The sequence below is a fragment of the Vogesella perlucida genome (assembly GCF_979366545.1).
Window position 1 is genome coordinate 208,336 of the sequence record NZ_CEETRO010000005.1, and the last position, 17,520, is coordinate 225,855.

Here is a 17,520-nt window from a genome sequence, read left to right on the forward strand (position 1 = left end):
GCGCCCCCTTTGTCGCGTTTGAAACCAAAATGAAAAGCCAAAAAAAACCCGCGTCACCCGGCTATCGCCTGTACGAGCTGCTCAGCTCCATGCGGTTTGCCATTGGTCTGCTGACCATCCTTTCCATCGCATCGGTCATCGGTACCGTACTCAAGCAGAACGAGCCCTACCCTAACTATGCCTTCGAGTTTGGCCAGTTCTGGTTCAAGGCATTCGAATACCTGGGCTTGTACGACGTTTACCATTCGGCCTGGTTTCTCACCATTCTGGCCTTTCTGGTGATCTCTACCACGCTGTGCATCGTGCGAAATGGCCCGGCTTTCCTGCGCGACATGAAGGGCTTCCGCGAAAAAGCGGCGGAAGGCTCGCTCAAGGCCATGAAGCACAGCCGCGAGTTGGCCGTGTCGCTGGACGAAGCCCAGGCGGTGGCGCTGATCCAGCAGCGAGGCATGCGCTACAAACGCAGCGAGCGTGACGATGGCAGCATCGTACTGGCTGCCAAAAAGGGTAGCGGCAGCAAGCTGGGTTACTTCTTTGCCCACATTGCCATGGTGGTGATCTGTATCGGTGGCCTGATGGATGGCAACCTGCCGCTGAAAATCGGCGAGCTCACCGGCAGTATCGTGCCGGAAACCCGCGAGCTGCCGCAGGGGCAGATACCGGCACAAAGCCGGCTGGGGGCCAATAACCTGTCCTTCCGTGGCAGCGTGACCGTGGTGGAAAACAAAAGCGCCGACGTGATCTTCCTGAACAGCGGCAAGGGTTACCTGGTGCAGGAGCTGCCCTTTATCGTGACGCTGAAGAAGTTTCATGTGGACTACTACAGCAACGGCATGCCCAAGCTGTTTGCCAGCGATATCGTGGTGACCGACAAGGCCAGCGGCAAGGAAACCCCGGCTACCGTGAAGGTGAACCACCCCATGATCGTGGATGGCGTGGCCATCTACCAGGCCAGCTTTGGCGACGGCGGCTCGCCGCTGGAGCTGAAAGCCTGGAACCTGGCCCAGCCGCAAAGCCCCGCCAGCGAAATAAAAGGTGTATCGCTGAACAGCCAGCCGCTGCGCGTGAATGGCCAGGATTACCAGCTGGAGTTTGGCGACCTGCGTGTGTTCAACATCGAAAACATGGGCAAGCGCGAGGCCGATGGCAAAACCCTGCAGCAGCGCATGCACGACGTGCGCGAAGTGAAGCAGGACACCAAAAACCTGAAAAACGTCGGCCCGTCCATTACCTACAAGCTGCGTGACAGCCATGGCCAGGCGCGCGAGTTCCACCACTATATGGCGCCGATGGAGCAAGAAGGCGCGCTGTACCAGATTGCCGGTGTGCGCAGCGAAGTGGCGCAGCCATTCCAGTACCTGCGCATCCCGCTGGATGACGAGCTGAAGATCGACAGCTTCATGCGCCTGCAGGCTGCGCTGAAAAACCCGGCGCTGTACGACGAAATTGCCCGCCGTACCACCGCCAAGGCCATGCAGGGCGCGGCGATCAGCCCGGCCATGGAAAAACAGTTTGGCGATAGCGTGAAGTGGATTCTGGCGCGCTTTGGCGAGGGTGGCTTTGTGGCGCTGGAAAAATTCCTGGACGACAAGGTGCCCGCCGACAAACGCCAGGCGATTGCGCAGACCTATATCAAGATCCTGCAAGGCGCGGTGATCGACGTGATGGCAGTTGCGCAGGAAAAAGCCGGCCTGAAACCGTGGCCGCAGGACGAGAAGCACTATCGCTTCTTGCTGGATAGCCTGGTCACCGTCAGCGCCTTCAATGACTACAGTGCGCCGCTGTACCTGGAGCTGCAGGGCTTTGATCAGGTACAGTCGTCCGGCCTGCAGATGACGCGCTCGCCGGGGAAAAACCTGGTGTATCTGGGCTCGCTGATGCTGGTTATCGGCATCATCCTGATGTTCTATGTGCGTGAAGTGCGGCTGTGGCTGGTACTGCGTGCCGGTAGCGTGCGTGTGGCCATGAGCTCTAACCGCCACAACCGCGACCTGGATGAAGATTTCGATAAAATTGTGGGTGCCCTGAGCCCGCGAGCAGGAGAGGTATGATGGAGCTGCTAATGCAACAACCGTTCTATAAGCGACTGAACCTGGCTGACTGGCTGTTTGCCCTGTTCATTGCCGTGGTGACAGGCTACACCTTCAGCCTGTACGGCAGCAGGATGGACATCTACGAAGACCTGATCCTGCTGGGTAGCGGTGCAGGGATCGTGGCGCTGGGCTGGTTCTGGGGCAGCTGGCGCTGGTTCTTCCCGTTGGCCGGTGCCATGTCGCTGCTGGCCATCGAGCTGTACGACCATAACCTGGCCCGAGCCGGTGAGAGCTTTGGTCTGAAATACCTGTTCTCCAGCCAGTCGTCGTTCATGTGGATGTGCACGCTGTTCTTCCTGGCAACGGCCATTTACTGGGCGGGCCTGCTGTCGCGTTCTGCCTTGCTGAACCGTATCGGTAGCGGTCTCACCTGGGCTGCCTCGGCTTTTGCGCTGGCAGGCCTGTTTACCCGTTGGTACGAAAGCTACCTGATTGCGCCGGACGTTGGCCGCATCCCGGTATCCAACCTGTACGAAGTGTTCATCCTGTTCTGTCTGATCACCGCGCTGATGTACCTGTACTACGAGGCCAAGTTTGCTGCCCGCCAGCTGGGTGCTTTCGTCCTGCTGGTGATCTCGGCCGCGGTAGGTTTCATCCTGTGGTACACCTTCGACCGCCAGGCGCACACCATCCAGCCGCTGATCCCGGCACTGCAATCGTGGTGGATGAAGATTCATGTGCCGGCCAACTTTGTAGGCTACGGCGCGTTTGCCTTGTCGGCCATGCTGGGCGTGGCGCAGCTGCTGTCGCGCCGCGGTATCCTGACCGACAAGCTGCCTAAGGCCGACGTGATCGACGAGATGATGTACAAGGCCATTTCGGTAGGCTTCCTGTTCTTCACCATCGCCACCATCCTGGGCGCGATGTGGGCAGCGGATGCCTGGGGCGGCTACTGGAGCTGGGACCCGAAAGAAACCTGGGCGCTGATCGTGTGGCTGAACTACGCCGCCTGGCTGCACGTGCGGCTGGTAAAAGGCTGGCGCGGCGAGCCGCTGGCGTGGTGGGCGGTCATCGGCTTGCTGGTCACCACCTTTGCCTTCATCGGCGTGAACATGTTCCTGTCCGGCCTGCATTCCTACGGCTCGCTGTAAGCTGGCCAGCACCAAACAAGCCCTGTTTGCGTTGCCAACAGGGCTTGTTATTGATCTCAAAAACCGGGGCGGTGCCCCGGTTTTTGTTTATGGGGTTGCCTATGGTATATCTAACGCATCCCGCCCCTATCGTATGCCACCATGCCGACACCTACCCCTCTGCCGCCCAGCGACATCCGGCGCGACCCGTCTATACAGCACTTGCTTGGCCGTATGCCGCAGGAGATTGCCGATACGTTTACCGAGGCGCAGCTGGCCAGCCTCAGGCTAGCCCTGGGCGCGCGTAGCTGGGGCCGCCATGCGGTAGATATCCGCGGTACGGTGGTGTTCTGGCGTTGGCGCTACTACTACGTATTCCTGTTAGGCAGAAACCGGCGCGAATTGACCCGGCGGGAAAAGCAGCTGTCCTTGCTGCTGCAAGCGGTGTTTTTGTCTGTCCTGCTCTTGCTGTCCACCCTGCTAGGCTTGCTGGTGCTGTATCTGGTGAAGTCGGCGCTGGGGATCGACCTGTTCCCGGGGTTTTCGCTGGGCATCTGGAGTTGGTTCAAGCAGCAGTTTTAGCGACGCGGTTTGTGTGCTAGATCAAATGGCTTTTTCCGTGATGGGCATAGCATGGTCCTGTCGCCGCGCCGCTAGTGCGGTACCCCACCAAGGAGAAAGCCATGTTCCCGGAATTTCGTGATCTGATCAGCAAACTGAAAACCGAAGACGCACACTTTACCCGTCTGTTCGACAAGCACAATGAGCTGGACCAACAAATCAAGAATATCGAAAACCGCATCGAGTCGGGTTCTGCGGTAGATATCGAAAACCTGAAAAAAGAAAAACTGAAGCTCAAAGACGAGCTGTATGTGATCCTGAAAGCCAAAGCCGCCTGAGTCATACAGGCGCCTGGCCCATAAAAAAAGCCCGCTGGCCATGCCTGCGGGCTTTTGACTATTGGCTAGCCTATCCAGACCAGCTGGTTACGCCCGGCCGATTTGGCACGGTAGAGCCGGCTGTCGGCCAGCTCGAACAGCTCGCGCCAGTCGTCCACATGCCGTGGTACCAGGCTGGCGACGCCAATGCTGGCACTCAGCGCACTACTGGCCTTGCCAGGCTCCAGCAAAATGGTATTGATCTGCTGGCATAGCTTGCTGGCTACCTCGCGGGCGCCATGAACATGGGTGTCCGGCAGTAGCAGGCAAAACTCCTCGCCGCCAAAACGGCCAAAAATATCGGCGGTGCGTACGTGCTCGGGAATCAGTTCCGCCAGCGCCTTGAGCGCCATATCGCCGCGGCTGTGGCCATAGGTATCGTTGATGCGCTTGAAATGGTCCAGGTCGATCATCAGCAAGGCCAGCGGGCGTTGTTGGCGGGCGTGCTGTGCACAAGCCTTGCGCGCCAGCTCCTCGAAACTGCGGCGGTTGAAAATGCCGGTCAGCGGGTCCAGCGTGGCCAGGGTGCGCAGCACCGCCAGCTCCTGCTCTTTGCCGATAGCGGTAAAGCACTGTGCCAGCAGCGGGGTGGCCACCAGTACCGGCAGCAGTAGCAGCGGGCCGATCTCGTACACGATGAAAGCCGGGTCGCTGGCTCCCAGGTGCAGGGCATATAGCAGCATATAGGTCGTGGCCAAAGCGCACAGGCCACCGGCCAGCTTGATCGGCAAAGGCCGCTCTGCTTGCTGCAGTAGCAGCGCCGCCAGGCTGCCCAGATACAGGGCGGCCACACCCAGTGCCATGGCCAGGTGCACGTAGTAGACATGCGGTGGCATGGCCAGCAGCAAGCAGCTTAATACCAGCATCAAACCCGCGCCAAAGCGCCACCGGCCTTGCAGCGGAATCGGCGTGCGTAGCAAGCGGGCAAAGCTGCCCAGCAGCCAGCTGCCTTTGAGTAGCAGTAACAGGCAGGCCAGCAGCGCTGTGTAGAGTGACGGCAGATAGGGCGAGTACAGCAGTGTCAGATAAAGCCCCGCTCCTGCCAGGTGCGCCCCTGCCCAGCGATCGTAGATGCCTTTGCGGCTATGCGGGCCGCGCAGCAGCCAGACGGTGACGCCGCAAACCAGATAAATCAGCAGCAGGCACAGCTGGAGCGTGGCTGAGTGAACGATTTCCATCGAGTACTAGGTTGTTTAAGAAATACTTACTAATAAGCAGGTGAAATAGTAACACGCTCTGCAGGATAAATGTTGCAGGGGGCGTATGCCATGTTATTGAATTTCAAGGAAAGTCTGCAGGGCAGGCAGTGATAGAATACGCGCATGGAACTCTATCGCTTACTGCAACAACAAGGCTTTGGCAGCCGTAAGGAATGCCGCAAGCTGGTCGAATACGGCCTGGTAGACCTGAACGGGGAAACCGAATACAACTGGCGCCGCGAGCTGGCCCCTGCCGACATCCACTCGCTGCAGGTAGACGGCACGCCGTGGACGCTGCTGCCCGAACCCTTTTACCTGCTGCTGCACAAGCCGGCAGGCTATGAAACCTCGCACAAGCCCATTCATAACCCCAGTGTGTACCGCCTGCTGCCCCAGCAGATGGTCAACCTGGGGGTGTCGGCGGTAGGCCGGCTGGATGTGGATACCACCGGCCTGCTGCTGTTTTCTACCGATGGCCAGTTCGTGCACGCGCTGACCTCGCCGAAAAAAGATGTCCCCAAACACTACCGCGTTACCACCAAGCACCCGGTTAGCGCTGAGCTGCTGCAGCGCTTGCGCGCGGGCGTGCTGCTGCACGACGAGCAGGAAACCTTGGCCGCAGACAGCGCCGAGCAGGTGGGCGAATACCTGCTGGACATGGCCATTACCCAGGGCAAGTACCACCAGGTAAAGCGCATGGTGGCCGCAGCAGGCAACCGCGTAGAGCAGCTGCATCGCCTGGCGCTGGGCAGCCTGGCACTGGGTGATCTGCCCGAAGGCGCGTGGCGCTTGCTGGCTGCCGACGAGTTAGCCGCATTGGGCTTTGCCAGTCCGCAGGTATAAGCGGGCACGATCTGATCATGAAAAAACCGCCGTGAGGCGGTTTTTTCATGGGTGCTTCGATAGGCCTAGCGCACGATGGGGCGCTGGCTGCTGTGGCTGGCGTCTTCCAGCCCACCCAGGTTTTGCAGGCGGGTGTAGCCCAGTGCTTTCAGCGTGTCCAGTGCCTGTGCCGAACGGCGGCCGCTGCGGCAATACAGCTGGATAGGCGTGTGCTTATCCGGCACCCGCGCGGCAATGTCCTGCGCAATGCGGTCTACCGGTAACAGCTGCGCGCCCTGCAGGTGGCCGTCGGCAAACTCTTCCGGCGTACGCACGTCGATCACCACCAGCTGCTGGCTGGCCGCCGCTTGCGCTGCGGGCTTGGCCGGGCTGGCGGCATAAACGTTGGCCGCAGTGGCCAGCGCCAGCGTGGTGGCAAGGAGCAGGGTTCTCATGCTTAGCAGCCTTGTTGCAGGGCGATTTTCAGCGCCAGCGCCTGGTGCTGCGCTGCTTTGTCATCCTTGCCCAGGGTGGCAAACAGCTTGGATAGCTCGGCATGGGCGCACAGGGTGGGCTGCATGGAAACGCTGGCTTCCAGGTAGCTTTGCGCCTTGCCCCACAGCTGCTCGGCCAGTGCCAGGCGGCCCAGTGCCAGTAGCAGCATGTGGTCGCGCGGGCGCGATTTCAGCCAGTTTTCCGCGTCGCGCATCAGCGTCAGGCGGCGCTGGCTGTCGATGTGCTCGGCCAGCATGCCCAGCTCGCGAGCCAGCTCGGGGGTGGCTTGCTCTTCGTCCGACAGCGCGGTGGCAATCAGCTCGGCGGCCAGCGGGTAGGTGTCCAGCGCTATCAGGTGGCGCGAAATGTCTACCACCAGATCCGGGTTCTGTTTTTCTACGCCGGGAATGCGCTTGAGCCAGTCGCGTACCTCGCGTTCGCTGCCCAGGCCTACCAGCTGCTGGCGATAGGCTGCCAGGCGGTAGCGGCGGGCTTGCTCGGCTTCCAGCGCGTCGGCTTTCAGCAGTTTCTCGGTAATCTGTAGTACCTGTTCCGGCTGCTTCAGCAGCATGCGGATTTTCAGCTCCAGGCGCAGGGCCGAGGTGAGGTTGCTGCTGATGGCGCGGGCGCGTTCGATGGCGGCCAGTGCTTCCAGCGGCTGTTTGGCGTCCATGCGGATCTGCGCTTCTACCATGTGGCGTGCCAGCTGGATGCGTTGCGGCATGCTTTCCAGGCGGCTCAGGTAGCCATCGCGCTTGGCGTTGTCGCCCACGCTGGCGGCCGAGCGTGCGGCAATCATCAGGGCCAGGGCGCGGTTTTCTTCCGCGTATTCGTCGTCGATGGATTTCAGCGCTTCGCGTTCGGCGCGCTGGTAGCGGCCCTCGAACAGCGAAATAGCGGCTTCACGCAGCGCATGGCGCGAGGCGCGCAGCTTTTTCTGGCGCTGGAACGTACGTACTTCCTGCGGCAGGTTGGCCGCCAGGCCCAGCAAACGCAGCACGGCATACGCTACCAGTACCAATACCACCACGGCGATGATCAGCAGATTGAACGACACTTCCATGCGGTACGGCGGCACAAACAGGATGGCGTAGCCGGTATTCAGCGTAGAGGCCAGGCCAATCAGTACCGCCAGGGCAAACAGTCCGACAATCCAGAACACAAATCTCACGGCTTACTCCACGGTATTGCCCTGCGCATCGCGCACGGCTTTCAGGCTGGCAGACAGGTCGGGCAGGGTCACGTTCAGGCGGGCGGCGGCCAGCTCGGCCAGCGTGGCCTGCCATTTTTGCGTGGCCGGGGCATCGCGGTCGAAGTAGCGTGCACCGTACTGGGCAGCAGCGGCCAGGTCGGCCTGGTAGGTAGCCCCGTCGCGCTGGGTCAGCGCCAGGCGGGCGTCCAGCAGGCGCAGCTTGATGTTCTCGCGCAGGAAGAAGGCCTGTTCTGGCGACAGCAGCAGCGCTTCGGGTTTGTCCATGCGGCGGATACGTACCATCTCGCCCAGGCTTTGCGTGACGTCAGCCAGCAGGCGTTCCCACCACGGGGCGTTGGCGGGCAGCGCCGGGCGGGCGGTGGCGGTGGCCAGGCGGTGGTGGTCGATCACCAGCGGCAGGGTTTCCGCCCCCAGCATCAGGGTGTCCAGTTTGACTGTCAGGCCCACGCTATCCAGGTAGGGCAGGGCTTTCAGGGTTTCCAGGTCTTTGGAAACGGCTTTTTTCACCGGAATCAGCGCCGGGTTGTCGAAACGGGCCAGGCGGTTGTCTACCATTTCCAGCGCGGTAATGGCGCCACTGACGTTACCGGCCAGCTGTAGCTGCTGGCTGGCAATGCCCAGGGTGTGCTCTACCTCGGACAGCAGCCAGTCGCTGCGGTTTTTGGTGAGTTCCTGGTACATGGCACCCAGCGTGGCGTACTGGCCGGCCGATTCGTTGACGCGGGCCTCTAGCAGCACCAGCTTGGCTTCGGCGGCGCGGGTGGCGGCCAGGGCTTGCTCGGTTTGTGTCTGGATGGCTTTGGTGTTGCCGCCGCTTTCGGCCAGGCGGCTGGCCAGCGCTTGCTTGGCTTCGTTCAGCTGCTGGCGGCTGTCCAGGTATTGCCAGCCGGTAACACCCAGCGCAATCAGGGAAACAATCAGCGCGAGGTTGACGGTTTTCTTGGCTGGCAGCGCGCTGCCGGTTTCTACTGGGGTGGCTTCGCTCATGGGATCTCGTGGTGACCGCAAGGTAGCCGCGCTAGGCGGCAGGGTTGCTGGATCCGGCGCGGGGCGCCGTATGACTGCAGGGCATTGTAACGCTGCCTTGGTGGGGCTGCCAGCCGCTTAGCGACCCAGCATGGCGGCCAGTGCGCTGGCACTGCCGTCGCATAGTGAGATATCGCTCACGCCGTACTGGCGCAAACGCAGGGCAATACGCGGGTGCAGGGTATAAAACGGCAGCGTGCACAGCAGGGCGCGCTGTGCTGCCTGGGCCTGGCCGAACAGCGCGTCGGCAATTTCGCTGGACGTCACCAGCAGGCCGGCCAGCTGGCCGGCGGTGTGCAAGGCGGCCAACCTGGCCCAGTCCGGCGGGGTGACCTCGCGCTGGTAGATGTCGGCATGGCGTACCAGCGCACCGCGTGCGGCAAGGGTTTCCCCGAGCTGGGCGCGCCCGCCGTGGCCACGCACAATCAGCACACGCTGGCCGGCAAGCTGCTGCATGGCGGGGTGCGCCAGCAGGGCGTCGCTGTCGTTGCCGGTTTCGGGGTACAGCACCGGGCGCTGGCTTTGCTGCATCAGCTTGTCGGCGCTGGCGCGGCCAACGCAGGCCAGCTTTACGCTGGCGGGCAGCTTGGCGGCCACGGCTGGCCAGCCGATATCGATGGCAGACGGGCTGACAAAAACCAGCCAGTGGCTCACGCGTGCCAGCGCTGGCAGGGTGGCCAGCGCGGCGTCGTCCGCTACCGTGTCCAGCACGCTGAACGGCTGCGCGGCCACGCCCAGCGAAGCCAGCGCAGCTTGCAGGCGGGCGGCCTGGGCCGGGGGGCGCACCAGCAGCAGCGTGCCGGCCATGGCTTATTTGCCGGCCTGTTCGGCGATGACGGCTTCGATCAGCGGCGCGGCGTCCTGGTCCAGCAGCTTTTTGGCTACCGCGCGGCCCAGCGCGTCGGCGTAGTGACGCGGGGCGCTGGCGCTGGCGGTAAGCATCACCGAGCCATCCGGGTGCGCCACAAAGCCGCCCAGGGTGATGAGGTCGTCGGTGATGGTGGCAAAGCCGCCGATCGGGATCTGGCAGCTGCCGCCCAGCACGCGCGAGAAAGCGCGTTCGGCGGTGACGCAGGCGTGGGTATCGGCGTGGTTCAGCGGTGCCAGCAGGGCGACCAGGTCTTCACGGTCGGCGCGGATTTCAATACCCAGCGCGCCCTGGCCCACAGCCGGCAGGCTTTCCGACGGTGCCAGCTCCTGGCGGATGCGCTCGCTCAGCGCCAGGCGTTTCAGGCCGGCGGCGGCCAGGATGATGGCGTCGAATTCGCCGTCGTCCAGCTTGCGCAGACGGGTTTGCACATTGCCGCGCAGCGGTTTGATCACCAGGTGCGGGAAGCGGGCGCGCAGCTGCGATTCGCGGCGCAGGCTGGAGGTGCCCACCACGGCGCCGTGCGGCAGCTCGTGCAGGCTGGTGTAGCGGTTGGACACCAGTGCGTCGCGCGGGTCTTCGCGTTCGCAGATGGCGGCCAGGGCAAAGCCTTCCGGCAGGTTCATCGGCACGTCCTTGATGGAGTGCACGGCAATATCGGCGCGGCCTTCTTGCAGGGCCAGCTCCAGCTCTTTCACAAACAGGCCTTTACCGCCGATCTTGGACAGGGTTTTGTCCAGGATCTGGTCGCCCTGGGTGGTCATGCCCAGAATCTCTACCGTAAGCTGCGGGTACAGCGCTTCCAGGCGGGCTTTGATATGTTCGGCCTGCCACATGGCGAGTTTGCTTTCGCGGCTGGCGATGACGAGCTTGTTCATGAACGGCGGTCCTGCGCTAAGAAAAGGATGGCCGGCATTCTAGCACGCGCACGGCGGCCAACCTTGATGCAGGGCAGGGTGTGTGTAGCTGCAACATTACCTGTAGTTTAACTACACGCTGCGCCGCTTTTACGGCAGGATTACAGCAATAAGGCCAGCATCAGCGGCATGGTGAGCATGGCGGCCAGCGTAGAGGTGGTGACCACCGCCGCCGCCAGCTCGCCATCACCCTGCATGCGTACGGCCAGGATATAGGCCGAGGTCGCGGTGGGCAGCATGCTCATCACCAGCGCCGCCTGACGGTACAGGCCGCTGACGCCCAAGAGGCCGGTGGCCAGCACGGCGATGGCGGGTAGCAACAGCAGCTTGATGGCGTTCCAGTACAGCAAGGGGCCGGCGTGGCGGCGCAGTGCGGCAAAGCGCAGCCCGGCCCCCACGGTAATCAGCCCCAGCGGCAGCGCCGCGGCGGCCAGGTGGTCGATGGCGGCAAACAGCGGCGCCGGCACCGCCAGGCCTGACAGGTTGGCCGCCAGCCCGCTTGTAATGCCCCAGATGATGGGGTTGCGGGCCAGCTCGTGCAGCATGCCGCGCTCGCTGCCGTGCGCCAGCTGCCACACCGCCATCACGTTGACCACCGGCACCATGCTGCCGCAGAGCAGCGCGATGGTGGCAATGCCCTGCTGGCCAGCCAGTGTGCCCATGACGGCAAAGCCGACATAGGTATTAAAGCGGTAAGCGCCCTGGTTGCCGGCGGCAAAGCTGCTCTGCGGCAGCCGGAACAGCGGCTTGGCCGCGCTGCCCAGCGCAAAGGCGCAGGCGGTAAACAGCAGGCCTGCGGCCAACATGGGCAGGCTGGCGGCCAGGTCCAGCTGCGCCCGCGCCAGTGCGCGGAACAGCAGCGGCGGGAACAGCACGAAGTACACGAATTTCTCGGCTTCCGCCCAGAAAGCAGGCGCCAGCCAGCCGCTGCGCCGCAGGGCAAAGCCGAACAGGATAAGCAGGAAATCGGGAATGAGGATCAGGGCGGTATCCATGCCGGCCATCTTCGCAGTGTTTGTCACAATAAAATATTAGGGAAATAGAGTATGCACGATCAGGACAAGGATTTACCGCTACGCGAAGACCTGGCACGGCTGAACCGCCTGCTGGAAGCGCTGCTGCTGGAACAGGAAGGCGCCGAGGTGGTGGACGAGATCCGCGCCATTCCCAGCGGTGCGCAGCGCCACGACGCCGAGGCCGACGCGCTGGTAGAGCGCCTGTCGCCCGCCACCACCACCGCGCTGGTGCGCGCCTGTGGCCTGTATTCGCAGCTGTTCAATATTGCCGAAGACCTGCACCACGCCCGCCGCCGCCGCGCCCACCAGCGCGCTGGTAGCGCGCCGCAGCGCGGCAGCCTGTCGCGTGCGCTCGTTAGCCTGCACGAAAGCGGCGTGGATTTTGCCCGCCTCAACGCTGCGCTGCAGGAAGCCAGCGTCAGTGCCGTGCTCACCGCCCACCCCACCGAAGTACAGCGCCAGAGCGTGCTGGACGGCCACCGCGCCGTGCGCAAGTTCCTGCAGCAGCTGTCGTCGCCGGACATCACGCCAGAAGAAGAAACCGAGGTCGAAGCCAAGCTGCAGCGCGTGATCCACACGCTGTGGCAGACCACCGAAATCCGCCCGTTCAAAATGACCGTGGCCGACGAAATCGAAAACGGCGTGGCCTACCACCCGCTGTCGTTCTTCCAGGCCATCCCCGCGTTGTACGAGCGCCTGGGCCGCCAGATGCGCGAGCTGTGGGGCCAGGACGCGGCCATCCCGTCTTTCCTGCGCGTGGGCAGCTGGATCGGTGGCGACCGTGACGGCAACCCCAACGTGGACGCCAGCGTATTGCGCCACGCCGTCACCCGTCAGGCCGAGGTCGCGTTCAAGCACTATTTCTACGAGCTGGCCGGCCTGTACCGCGAGCTGTCGCTGTCGGCGCGCCATGTGAGCGTGTCGCCTGCCATTGCCGCGCTGGCCGCCGCCTCGCCCGATGCGGCCATCAGCCGCCGCGAAGAACCATACCGCCTGGCGCTGGCCACCATCGAAGGCCGTCTGTCGGCCACCGCGGCCAACCTTGGCCTGCCGCTGCGTGGCCGCTGGACTGCCGGTGAAGCCTACCCCGACACCGCCGCGCTGCAGGCCGACCTGGCCGCGCTGCGCGACTCGCTGGCCGCCAATGGCAGCGCGCTGCTGGTGTACGGCCGCCTGGGCAAGCTGGTGCGCGCCGTGGACGTATTCGGCTTCTACCTGATGCCGCTGGACCTGCGCCAGCACGCCGAAAAACACGCCGGCGTGGTGGGCGAGCTGTTTGCCCACGCCAACCTGGAGCACTACGCCGCGCTGGACGAAGCCGCCCGCGTGCGCGTGCTGCTGCGCGAGCTGGCCACGCCGCGCCTGTTGTACTCGCCCTTCCTCAGCTACAGCGCCGACAGCGAAAAAGAGCTGGCCATCTTCCGCGAAGCGGCCCTGGTGCAGCAGCAGTTTGGCCAGGGCGCCATTGCCCAATGCATCATTTCCAACTGTGCCAGCGTGTCCGACATCCTGGCGCTGGCCTTGCTTGCCAAGGAAAGCGGCCTGCTGCGCCTGGATGGCGGCGTGCCGAGCATCAGCCTGAACCTGGTGCCGCTGTTTGAAACCATTGCCGACCTGGACGCCTCGGCCGCCATCATGCAGCAGCTGTTTGCGCTGCCGTGGTACCAGCAGCTGCTGAAGAGCCGTGGCGGTGTACAGGAAGTGATGCTGGGCTATTCCGACAGTAACAAGGACGGCGGCTACCTCACCAGCCAGTGGGAGCTGTACCAGGCCGAGCAGCGCCTGGTGCGCGTGTTCGACGCCGCCGGTGTGAAAATGCGCCTGTTCCACGGCCGCGGCGGCTCGGTCGGCCGTGGTGGTGGCCCCGCTTACGAGGCCATCATGGCGCAGCCGGCCGGTACCGTGGTTGGCCGCATCCGCATTACCGAGCAGGGCGAGATCATCACCGCCAAGTTTGCCGACCCGGACAACGCCACCCGCAACCTGGAAGCACTGGTCGCCGCCACGCTGGAAGCCACGCTGAGCCAAGGCAGCCAGCAGGACACCGACGAAAGCGTACTGGCCGAGCTGTCCGGCCACGCCTACCGCACCTACCGCGCGCTGGTGGAATCGGACGGCTTCATGCAGTACTTCATGGAAGCCACGCCGATCAGCGCCATTGCCAAGCTCAATATCGGCAGCCGCCCGGCCTCGCGCAAGGCGCTGGCCAGCATCAAGGACCTGCGCGCCATTCCGTGGGTGTTCTCGTGGTCGCAGTCGCGGGTGATGCTGCCCGGCTGGTACGGTTTTGGAAGCGCGGTGAAAGCCTTCCTGGCCGCCCACGGCGACGAAGCCGGCCTGGCACAGCTGCAGGCGCTGTACCGTCAGTCGCCGTTTTTCCAGGTGATTTTGTCCAATATGGAGCAGGTACTGGCCAAGGCCGATTTGCAGATTGCGCGCCGCTACGCTGCGCTGGTGGGCGACGCCGCGTTGGCCGACCGCCTGTTTGGCGGCCTGCAAGCCGAGTTCGACAAGACCCTGGCCGTGTTCTTTGCCATTACCGGCCAGGACAAGCTGCTGCAGGGTAACCCCACGCTGGCGCGCAGTCTGGATACCCGCCTGCCCTACCTGGACGCGCTGAACCTGCTGCAGGTAAAACTGTTGCAGCGCCTGCGCCAGGAGCCGGACGACGAGGCCGCGCTGTACGCCATCCACCTCACCATCAACGGCATCTCCGCCGGTCTGCGCAACAGCGGCTAAGGTTGGCCGCAGGGCAGCAAAAAGCCAGTCTGTGTTTGCAGACTGGCTTTTTTCGTTTATCGCCTGAGCACCGATGGTGGCCGGTCGTCTCAACTGCCGCGCAGCGTGTGCAGCTTTAGCGGCAGCACCTCGCCCAGCCAGCGCGCGGCGCTGGTGTGGCCGGTTACCTCGTTGTCCAGCTCCGGGTGCAGCAGCACCGGCAGGCCGTCGCGGTACTGCTCCAGCAGCGCGGTCACGGCCGGTAGCAGCGGCTCGGCAAAGTTGATTTCGAACATTGGCCGCGTGTGCGGGCCCACTTCGTACTCGATCAGCCGCCCCAGCCAGCAGCCGGCCGGCAAGCAGCTGGCCAGCGTGGCGTGCAGGGTGGTGGCTTGCGCGGTTTGTTCCGGCAGAAAATAAACGTGGGCGTGATAGGTAGTGGCCATTGTGTGCGTGTGCTGTGTGTCTGGTGCAATGTTATTGCATGCTGGCTGCTATTTATAGCGGGGTGCGGCGCACGCGTTCGCGGGCGTCGTCCAGCAGGCGTTGCTGGCGGCAGCCCAGGCTGTCGCCGTGGCAGCACAGCGTGCGATAGACCGGGGTAAAGCAATAGGCGAGTAGGCGGCGCAGTAGTTTCATGGCATGCTCATTGTTGAACGATTGGCGATGAACACAGCTTAATCAGCCTGTTACTGCCGATAAACCCGTGCCTGCTCACCATATTGTCAAGCAAATGAAAACAATGCCGCTGCCGGATGATGTACTGGTATTCGAGGCCATTGCCCGCTTGGGTAGCCTGACCGCCGCTGCCGACGCGCTGGGCTGCACCCGCAGCCTGGTCAGCCTGCGGCTCAAAGCGCTGGAAAAGCAGCTGGGTGCGGTGCTGGTGTTGCGCACCACGCGGCGGCTGGCGCTGACCGAGGCCGGCCAGCAGCTGCTGCCGCACGCCCAGGTCATGCGCCAGGCGCTGGAGCGCATGCAGCACGCGGTAGATAGCGCCCAATGCGGGGTGGACGGGCCGTTGGCGCTGTCTACCTCGGTATCACTGGCACCCATGCTGGCGCCACTGTTGGGCGAGCTGGGGCAGCAGCAGCCCGGCTTGCAGCTACGGCTGGACGTGGACAACCGCGTGCAAGACCCCATCGCCGACGTGCTGGATTTCTGCCTGCGCATGCGCAAGGTGCACGACGACTCGCTGGTGGCGCGGCCTGCCGGCTGGGTGGAAGAGGGCCTGTACGCCAGCCCGGCCTTTCTGCAGCAACATGGTTGGCCGCAACACCCGGACCAGCTGCTGCAGTATGGCTTGCTCAGCCATGAAGATGGCGAACAGCTGACGCTGGTGCGTGGTGACGATACCTGTGTATTGCAGCCAGGCCCGGCACGTACCCATTCCGGTGCGTATATTGCCGCCCTCAGCCTGTGCGTGGCCGGTTACGGTATCAGCGTGCTGCCGCATTACATGGCGGCGCCGGCCTGCCGTCGTGGCGAGCTGCAGCGCGTGCTGCCCGACTGGCAGGGCGAGCGCTGGCCGGTGTTTCTGGTCTACCCCTACCGCCAGCCGATGCCGCGCAAGTACACGGTGCTGATCGATTTCCTGCTGCCGCGCATCGCCGCCGCACTGGCCGACCAGGCCTGAGGCCGCTGGCCGCCAGCCGCCATTTGCGGCACTATCACCGGGTATTCACTCGGGATTCGATATGACCACCCCCCACGCGCCGTCCGGGCGCGGCATTGCGCTGTCGATCAGCGCCTCGCTGCTGTTTTCGCTGTTGCCCGCCTACGTGACCCAGCTGCGGCCACTGGATGGCTTGGGCATTTTTGCCTGGCGCATCTTGTGTACGCTGCCCGGCGTGTTGCTGATTGTGCTGCTCACCGGCAAGCGCCAGGCGTTTGCCGACAGCTGGCAGCGCATGTGGCGCCAGCCGGCGCTGCTGGCCGCCGTGGCCGGCATGGCCGTGCTGATGGGCGTGCAGCTGTGGCTGTTTCTGTGGGCACCGCTGCACGGCCAGGTGATGGCAGTGTCGATGGGTTATTTTCTGGCACCGCTGGTGATGGTACTGGTGGGGCGGCTGTTGTACGGCGAGCGGCTGTACCGCCTGCAGGCCATGGCCGTGGTGCTGGCGCTGCTGGGCGTGCTGCACGAGCTGTGGCTGACGCGGGCCATCGCCTGGCCCACGCTGCTGGTGGTGCTGGGCTACCCGCCGTATTTTGTGCTGCGCCGCAAGAGCGGCCTGGACCCGGTGTGCGGCTTTGCGCTGGAAATGGCGCTGATGTTCCCGGTGGCGCTAGCCATGCTACTGTGGCTGGGCCCGGCTGGCTGGGGCGTGCTGGACGAGGCGCGTTTCTGGTGGCTGCTGCCGGGGCTGGGCATCCTCAGCTCCATCGCCCTGTTGTGCAATATCGCCGCCAGCCACCTGCTGCCCATGGGCTTGTGGGGGCTGCTGGGCTATGTGGAGCCGGCGCTGCTGTTTGTGCTGGCCATTGCGTTTCTGGGCGAGCCGCTGGGTGCCGACGGTTTGCTCACCTACGGGCCGATCTGGGGCGCGATTTTGCTGATTGCCATTCATACCCTGCGCCAGCAACGCAAGCTGGCGCTTTCACGGCGGAGCCCCGCATGAAAAACCTGTTGTTAGCCGGCCTGCTGGCCTTGTGCAGTAGCTGGGCGGCTGCCCAGCCCACCTTGGCCGTACCGGTGCGCCAGGGTTGGTTTGACGGCCAGCCGGTGTGGTACCTCACCACCGACGCCTCGCGTGCCGATGCCGCCATCGATAATGCGGCCAACCTGGTACCACGGCTGGCCAATGCGTTACCGCTGAGCCGCCACGAGCCGAACCCGCGTTCGGTGCTGGACCGCATTTACAAGTTTGCCGCCCAGCCCAGCGTGTTGCCGTCCATTCCGCAGCCCTTGGGTGCGGCCAACCGTGACCGCGCCTACTCGCCGCTGTGGGACGTTATCATGGTGCACTGGCAGCCCGGCCGCACCGTGCGCGAGCTGCGTTCGGTGGACGAGGTGCTGGCGGCGGAAGACGCCGGCGACGTGCGGCTGGAGCCGCTGGAGCTGGTGGTGAACTGCCCTGTGCTGCAGGTAGGCCGCCAGGCGCTGCCGGGCATTACGCCGCTGCCATTGCCATAACAAGCCATGCCT

18 protein-coding genes are annotated in these 17,520 nt (G+C 63.8%); 9 read left to right on the top strand and 9 right to left on the bottom strand.

Going from position 1 to position 17,520, the window contains the following annotated elements; translation table 11 throughout:
• Window positions 1–29: 29 nt before the first annotated feature.
• The 4 genes from ACZ9XP_RS09465 to ACZ9XP_RS09480 all read left to right on the top strand — a co-directional run bounded on the left by ACZ9XP_RS09465 (window position 30) and on the right by ACZ9XP_RS09480 (window position 4,062).
• Window positions 30–2,051, top strand: a complete 2,022-nt coding sequence (locus ACZ9XP_RS09465) for a cytochrome c biogenesis protein ResB (protein ID WP_147686276.1) — start codon at window positions 30–32, stop codon at window positions 2,049–2,051.
• A complete protein-coding gene (gene ccsB, locus ACZ9XP_RS09470) occupies window positions 2,051–3,184 on the top strand; it encodes a c-type cytochrome biogenesis protein CcsB (protein ID WP_147686499.1) in 1,134 nt (377 codons plus the stop codon). Before ACZ9XP_RS09465 ends, ccsB begins: the two co-directional genes overlap by 1 nt.
• 141 nt (window positions 3,185–3,325) lie before the next feature.
• Window positions 3,326–3,745: a 3-phosphoshikimate 1-carboxyvinyltransferase gene (locus tag ACZ9XP_RS09475; protein WP_147686274.1), complete on the top strand. Its 420-nt coding sequence runs from the start codon at window positions 3,326–3,328 to the stop codon at window positions 3,743–3,745.
• A gap of 101 nt (window positions 3,746–3,846) precedes the next feature.
• Entirely contained in the window at window positions 3,847–4,062 is a 216-nt protein-coding gene (locus ACZ9XP_RS09480; RefSeq protein ID WP_147686272.1) for a YdcH family protein, read from the top strand.
• A gap of 65 nt (window positions 4,063–4,127) precedes the next feature.
• Here the strand turns inward: ACZ9XP_RS09480 and ACZ9XP_RS09485 are convergent, their stop codons facing one another.
• Window positions 4,128–5,279, bottom strand: a complete 1,152-nt coding sequence (locus tag ACZ9XP_RS09485) for a GGDEF domain-containing protein (RefSeq protein ID WP_147686270.1) — start codon at window positions 5,277–5,279, stop codon at window positions 4,128–4,130.
• 144 nt (window positions 5,280–5,423) lie between these two features.
• Here ACZ9XP_RS09485 and ACZ9XP_RS09490 point away from each other — a divergent pair, with 144 nt between their 5' ends.
• Entirely contained in the window at window positions 5,424–6,143 is a 720-nt protein-coding gene (locus tag ACZ9XP_RS09490; RefSeq protein ID WP_147686268.1) for a pseudouridine synthase, read from the top strand.
• Between the two features lie 65 nt (window positions 6,144–6,208).
• Here ACZ9XP_RS09490 and ACZ9XP_RS09495 read toward each other — a convergent pair whose 3' ends face one another.
• The 6 genes from ACZ9XP_RS09495 to ACZ9XP_RS09520 form a co-directional block, all read right to left on the bottom strand.
• On the bottom strand, window positions 6,209–6,577 hold the full coding sequence (locus tag ACZ9XP_RS09495; RefSeq protein WP_147686266.1) for a rhodanese-like domain-containing protein: 369 nt from the start codon (window positions 6,575–6,577) through the stop codon (window positions 6,209–6,211).
• A gap of 2 nt (window positions 6,578–6,579) precedes the next feature.
• A complete protein-coding gene (locus ACZ9XP_RS09500; protein ID WP_147686264.1) occupies window positions 6,580–7,788 on the bottom strand; it encodes a heme biosynthesis HemY N-terminal domain-containing protein in 1,209 nt (402 codons plus the stop codon).
• 3 nt (window positions 7,789–7,791) lie between these two features.
• Window positions 7,792–8,817, bottom strand: coding sequence for a uroporphyrinogen-III C-methyltransferase (locus ACZ9XP_RS09505; RefSeq protein ID WP_147686262.1), 1,026 nt, complete (start codon window positions 8,815–8,817; stop codon window positions 7,792–7,794).
• Between the two features lie 117 nt (window positions 8,818–8,934).
• Window positions 8,935–9,663 carry a uroporphyrinogen-III synthase gene (locus tag ACZ9XP_RS09510; RefSeq protein WP_147686260.1) on the bottom strand — a complete coding sequence of 243 codons (729 nt, stop codon included), beginning with the start codon at window positions 9,661–9,663 and terminating at the stop codon, window positions 8,935–8,937.
• A gap of 3 nt (window positions 9,664–9,666) precedes the next feature.
• On the bottom strand, window positions 9,667–10,602 hold the full coding sequence (gene hemC, locus ACZ9XP_RS09515; RefSeq protein ID WP_147686257.1) for a hydroxymethylbilane synthase: 936 nt from the start codon (window positions 10,600–10,602) through the stop codon (window positions 9,667–9,669).
• Between the two features lie 140 nt (window positions 10,603–10,742).
• A complete protein-coding gene (locus ACZ9XP_RS09520) occupies window positions 10,743–11,636 on the bottom strand; it encodes an AEC family transporter (RefSeq protein WP_170253683.1) in 894 nt (297 codons plus the stop codon).
• A gap of 51 nt (window positions 11,637–11,687) precedes the next feature.
• Here ACZ9XP_RS09520 and ppc point away from each other — a divergent pair, with 51 nt between their 5' ends.
• Window positions 11,688–14,396, top strand: a complete 2,709-nt coding sequence (gene ppc / locus ACZ9XP_RS09525; RefSeq protein ID WP_147686253.1) for a phosphoenolpyruvate carboxylase — start codon at window positions 11,688–11,690, stop codon at window positions 14,394–14,396.
• An 89-nt stretch (window positions 14,397–14,485) separates the two neighbouring features.
• On the opposite strand, the gene ACZ9XP_RS09530 is transcribed toward ppc, so the two are convergent.
• On the bottom strand, window positions 14,486–14,821 hold the full coding sequence (locus ACZ9XP_RS09530; protein ID WP_147686251.1) for a DOPA 4,5-dioxygenase family protein: 336 nt from the start codon (window positions 14,819–14,821) through the stop codon (window positions 14,486–14,488).
• Between the two features lie 52 nt (window positions 14,822–14,873).
• Window positions 14,874–15,014, bottom strand: a complete 141-nt coding sequence (locus tag ACZ9XP_RS09535) for a hypothetical protein (protein ID WP_170253682.1) — start codon at window positions 15,012–15,014, stop codon at window positions 14,874–14,876.
• 94 nt (window positions 15,015–15,108) lie between these two features.
• Here ACZ9XP_RS09535 and ACZ9XP_RS09540 point away from each other — a divergent pair, with 94 nt between their 5' ends.
• The 3 genes from ACZ9XP_RS09540 (at window position 15,109) to ACZ9XP_RS09550 (ending at window position 17,508) form a co-directional block, all read left to right on the top strand.
• The gene (locus ACZ9XP_RS09540; RefSeq protein ID WP_147686249.1) at window positions 15,109–16,011 is read left to right on the top strand and encodes a LysR family transcriptional regulator; all 903 of its coding nucleotides are present in this window, start codon (window positions 15,109–15,111) and stop codon (window positions 16,009–16,011) included.
• 61 nt (window positions 16,012–16,072) lie between these two features.
• A complete protein-coding gene (gene rarD / locus ACZ9XP_RS09545) occupies window positions 16,073–16,993 on the top strand; it encodes an EamA family transporter RarD (RefSeq protein ID WP_147686247.1) in 921 nt (306 codons plus the stop codon).
• Complete coding sequence (locus ACZ9XP_RS09550; RefSeq protein WP_147686245.1) at window positions 16,990–17,508, top strand: DUF7482 domain-containing protein; 519 nt, start codon at window positions 16,990–16,992, stop codon at window positions 17,506–17,508. Before rarD ends, ACZ9XP_RS09550 begins: the two co-directional genes overlap by 4 nt.
• The last annotated feature ends 12 nt before the right edge of the window (window positions 17,509–17,520 follow it).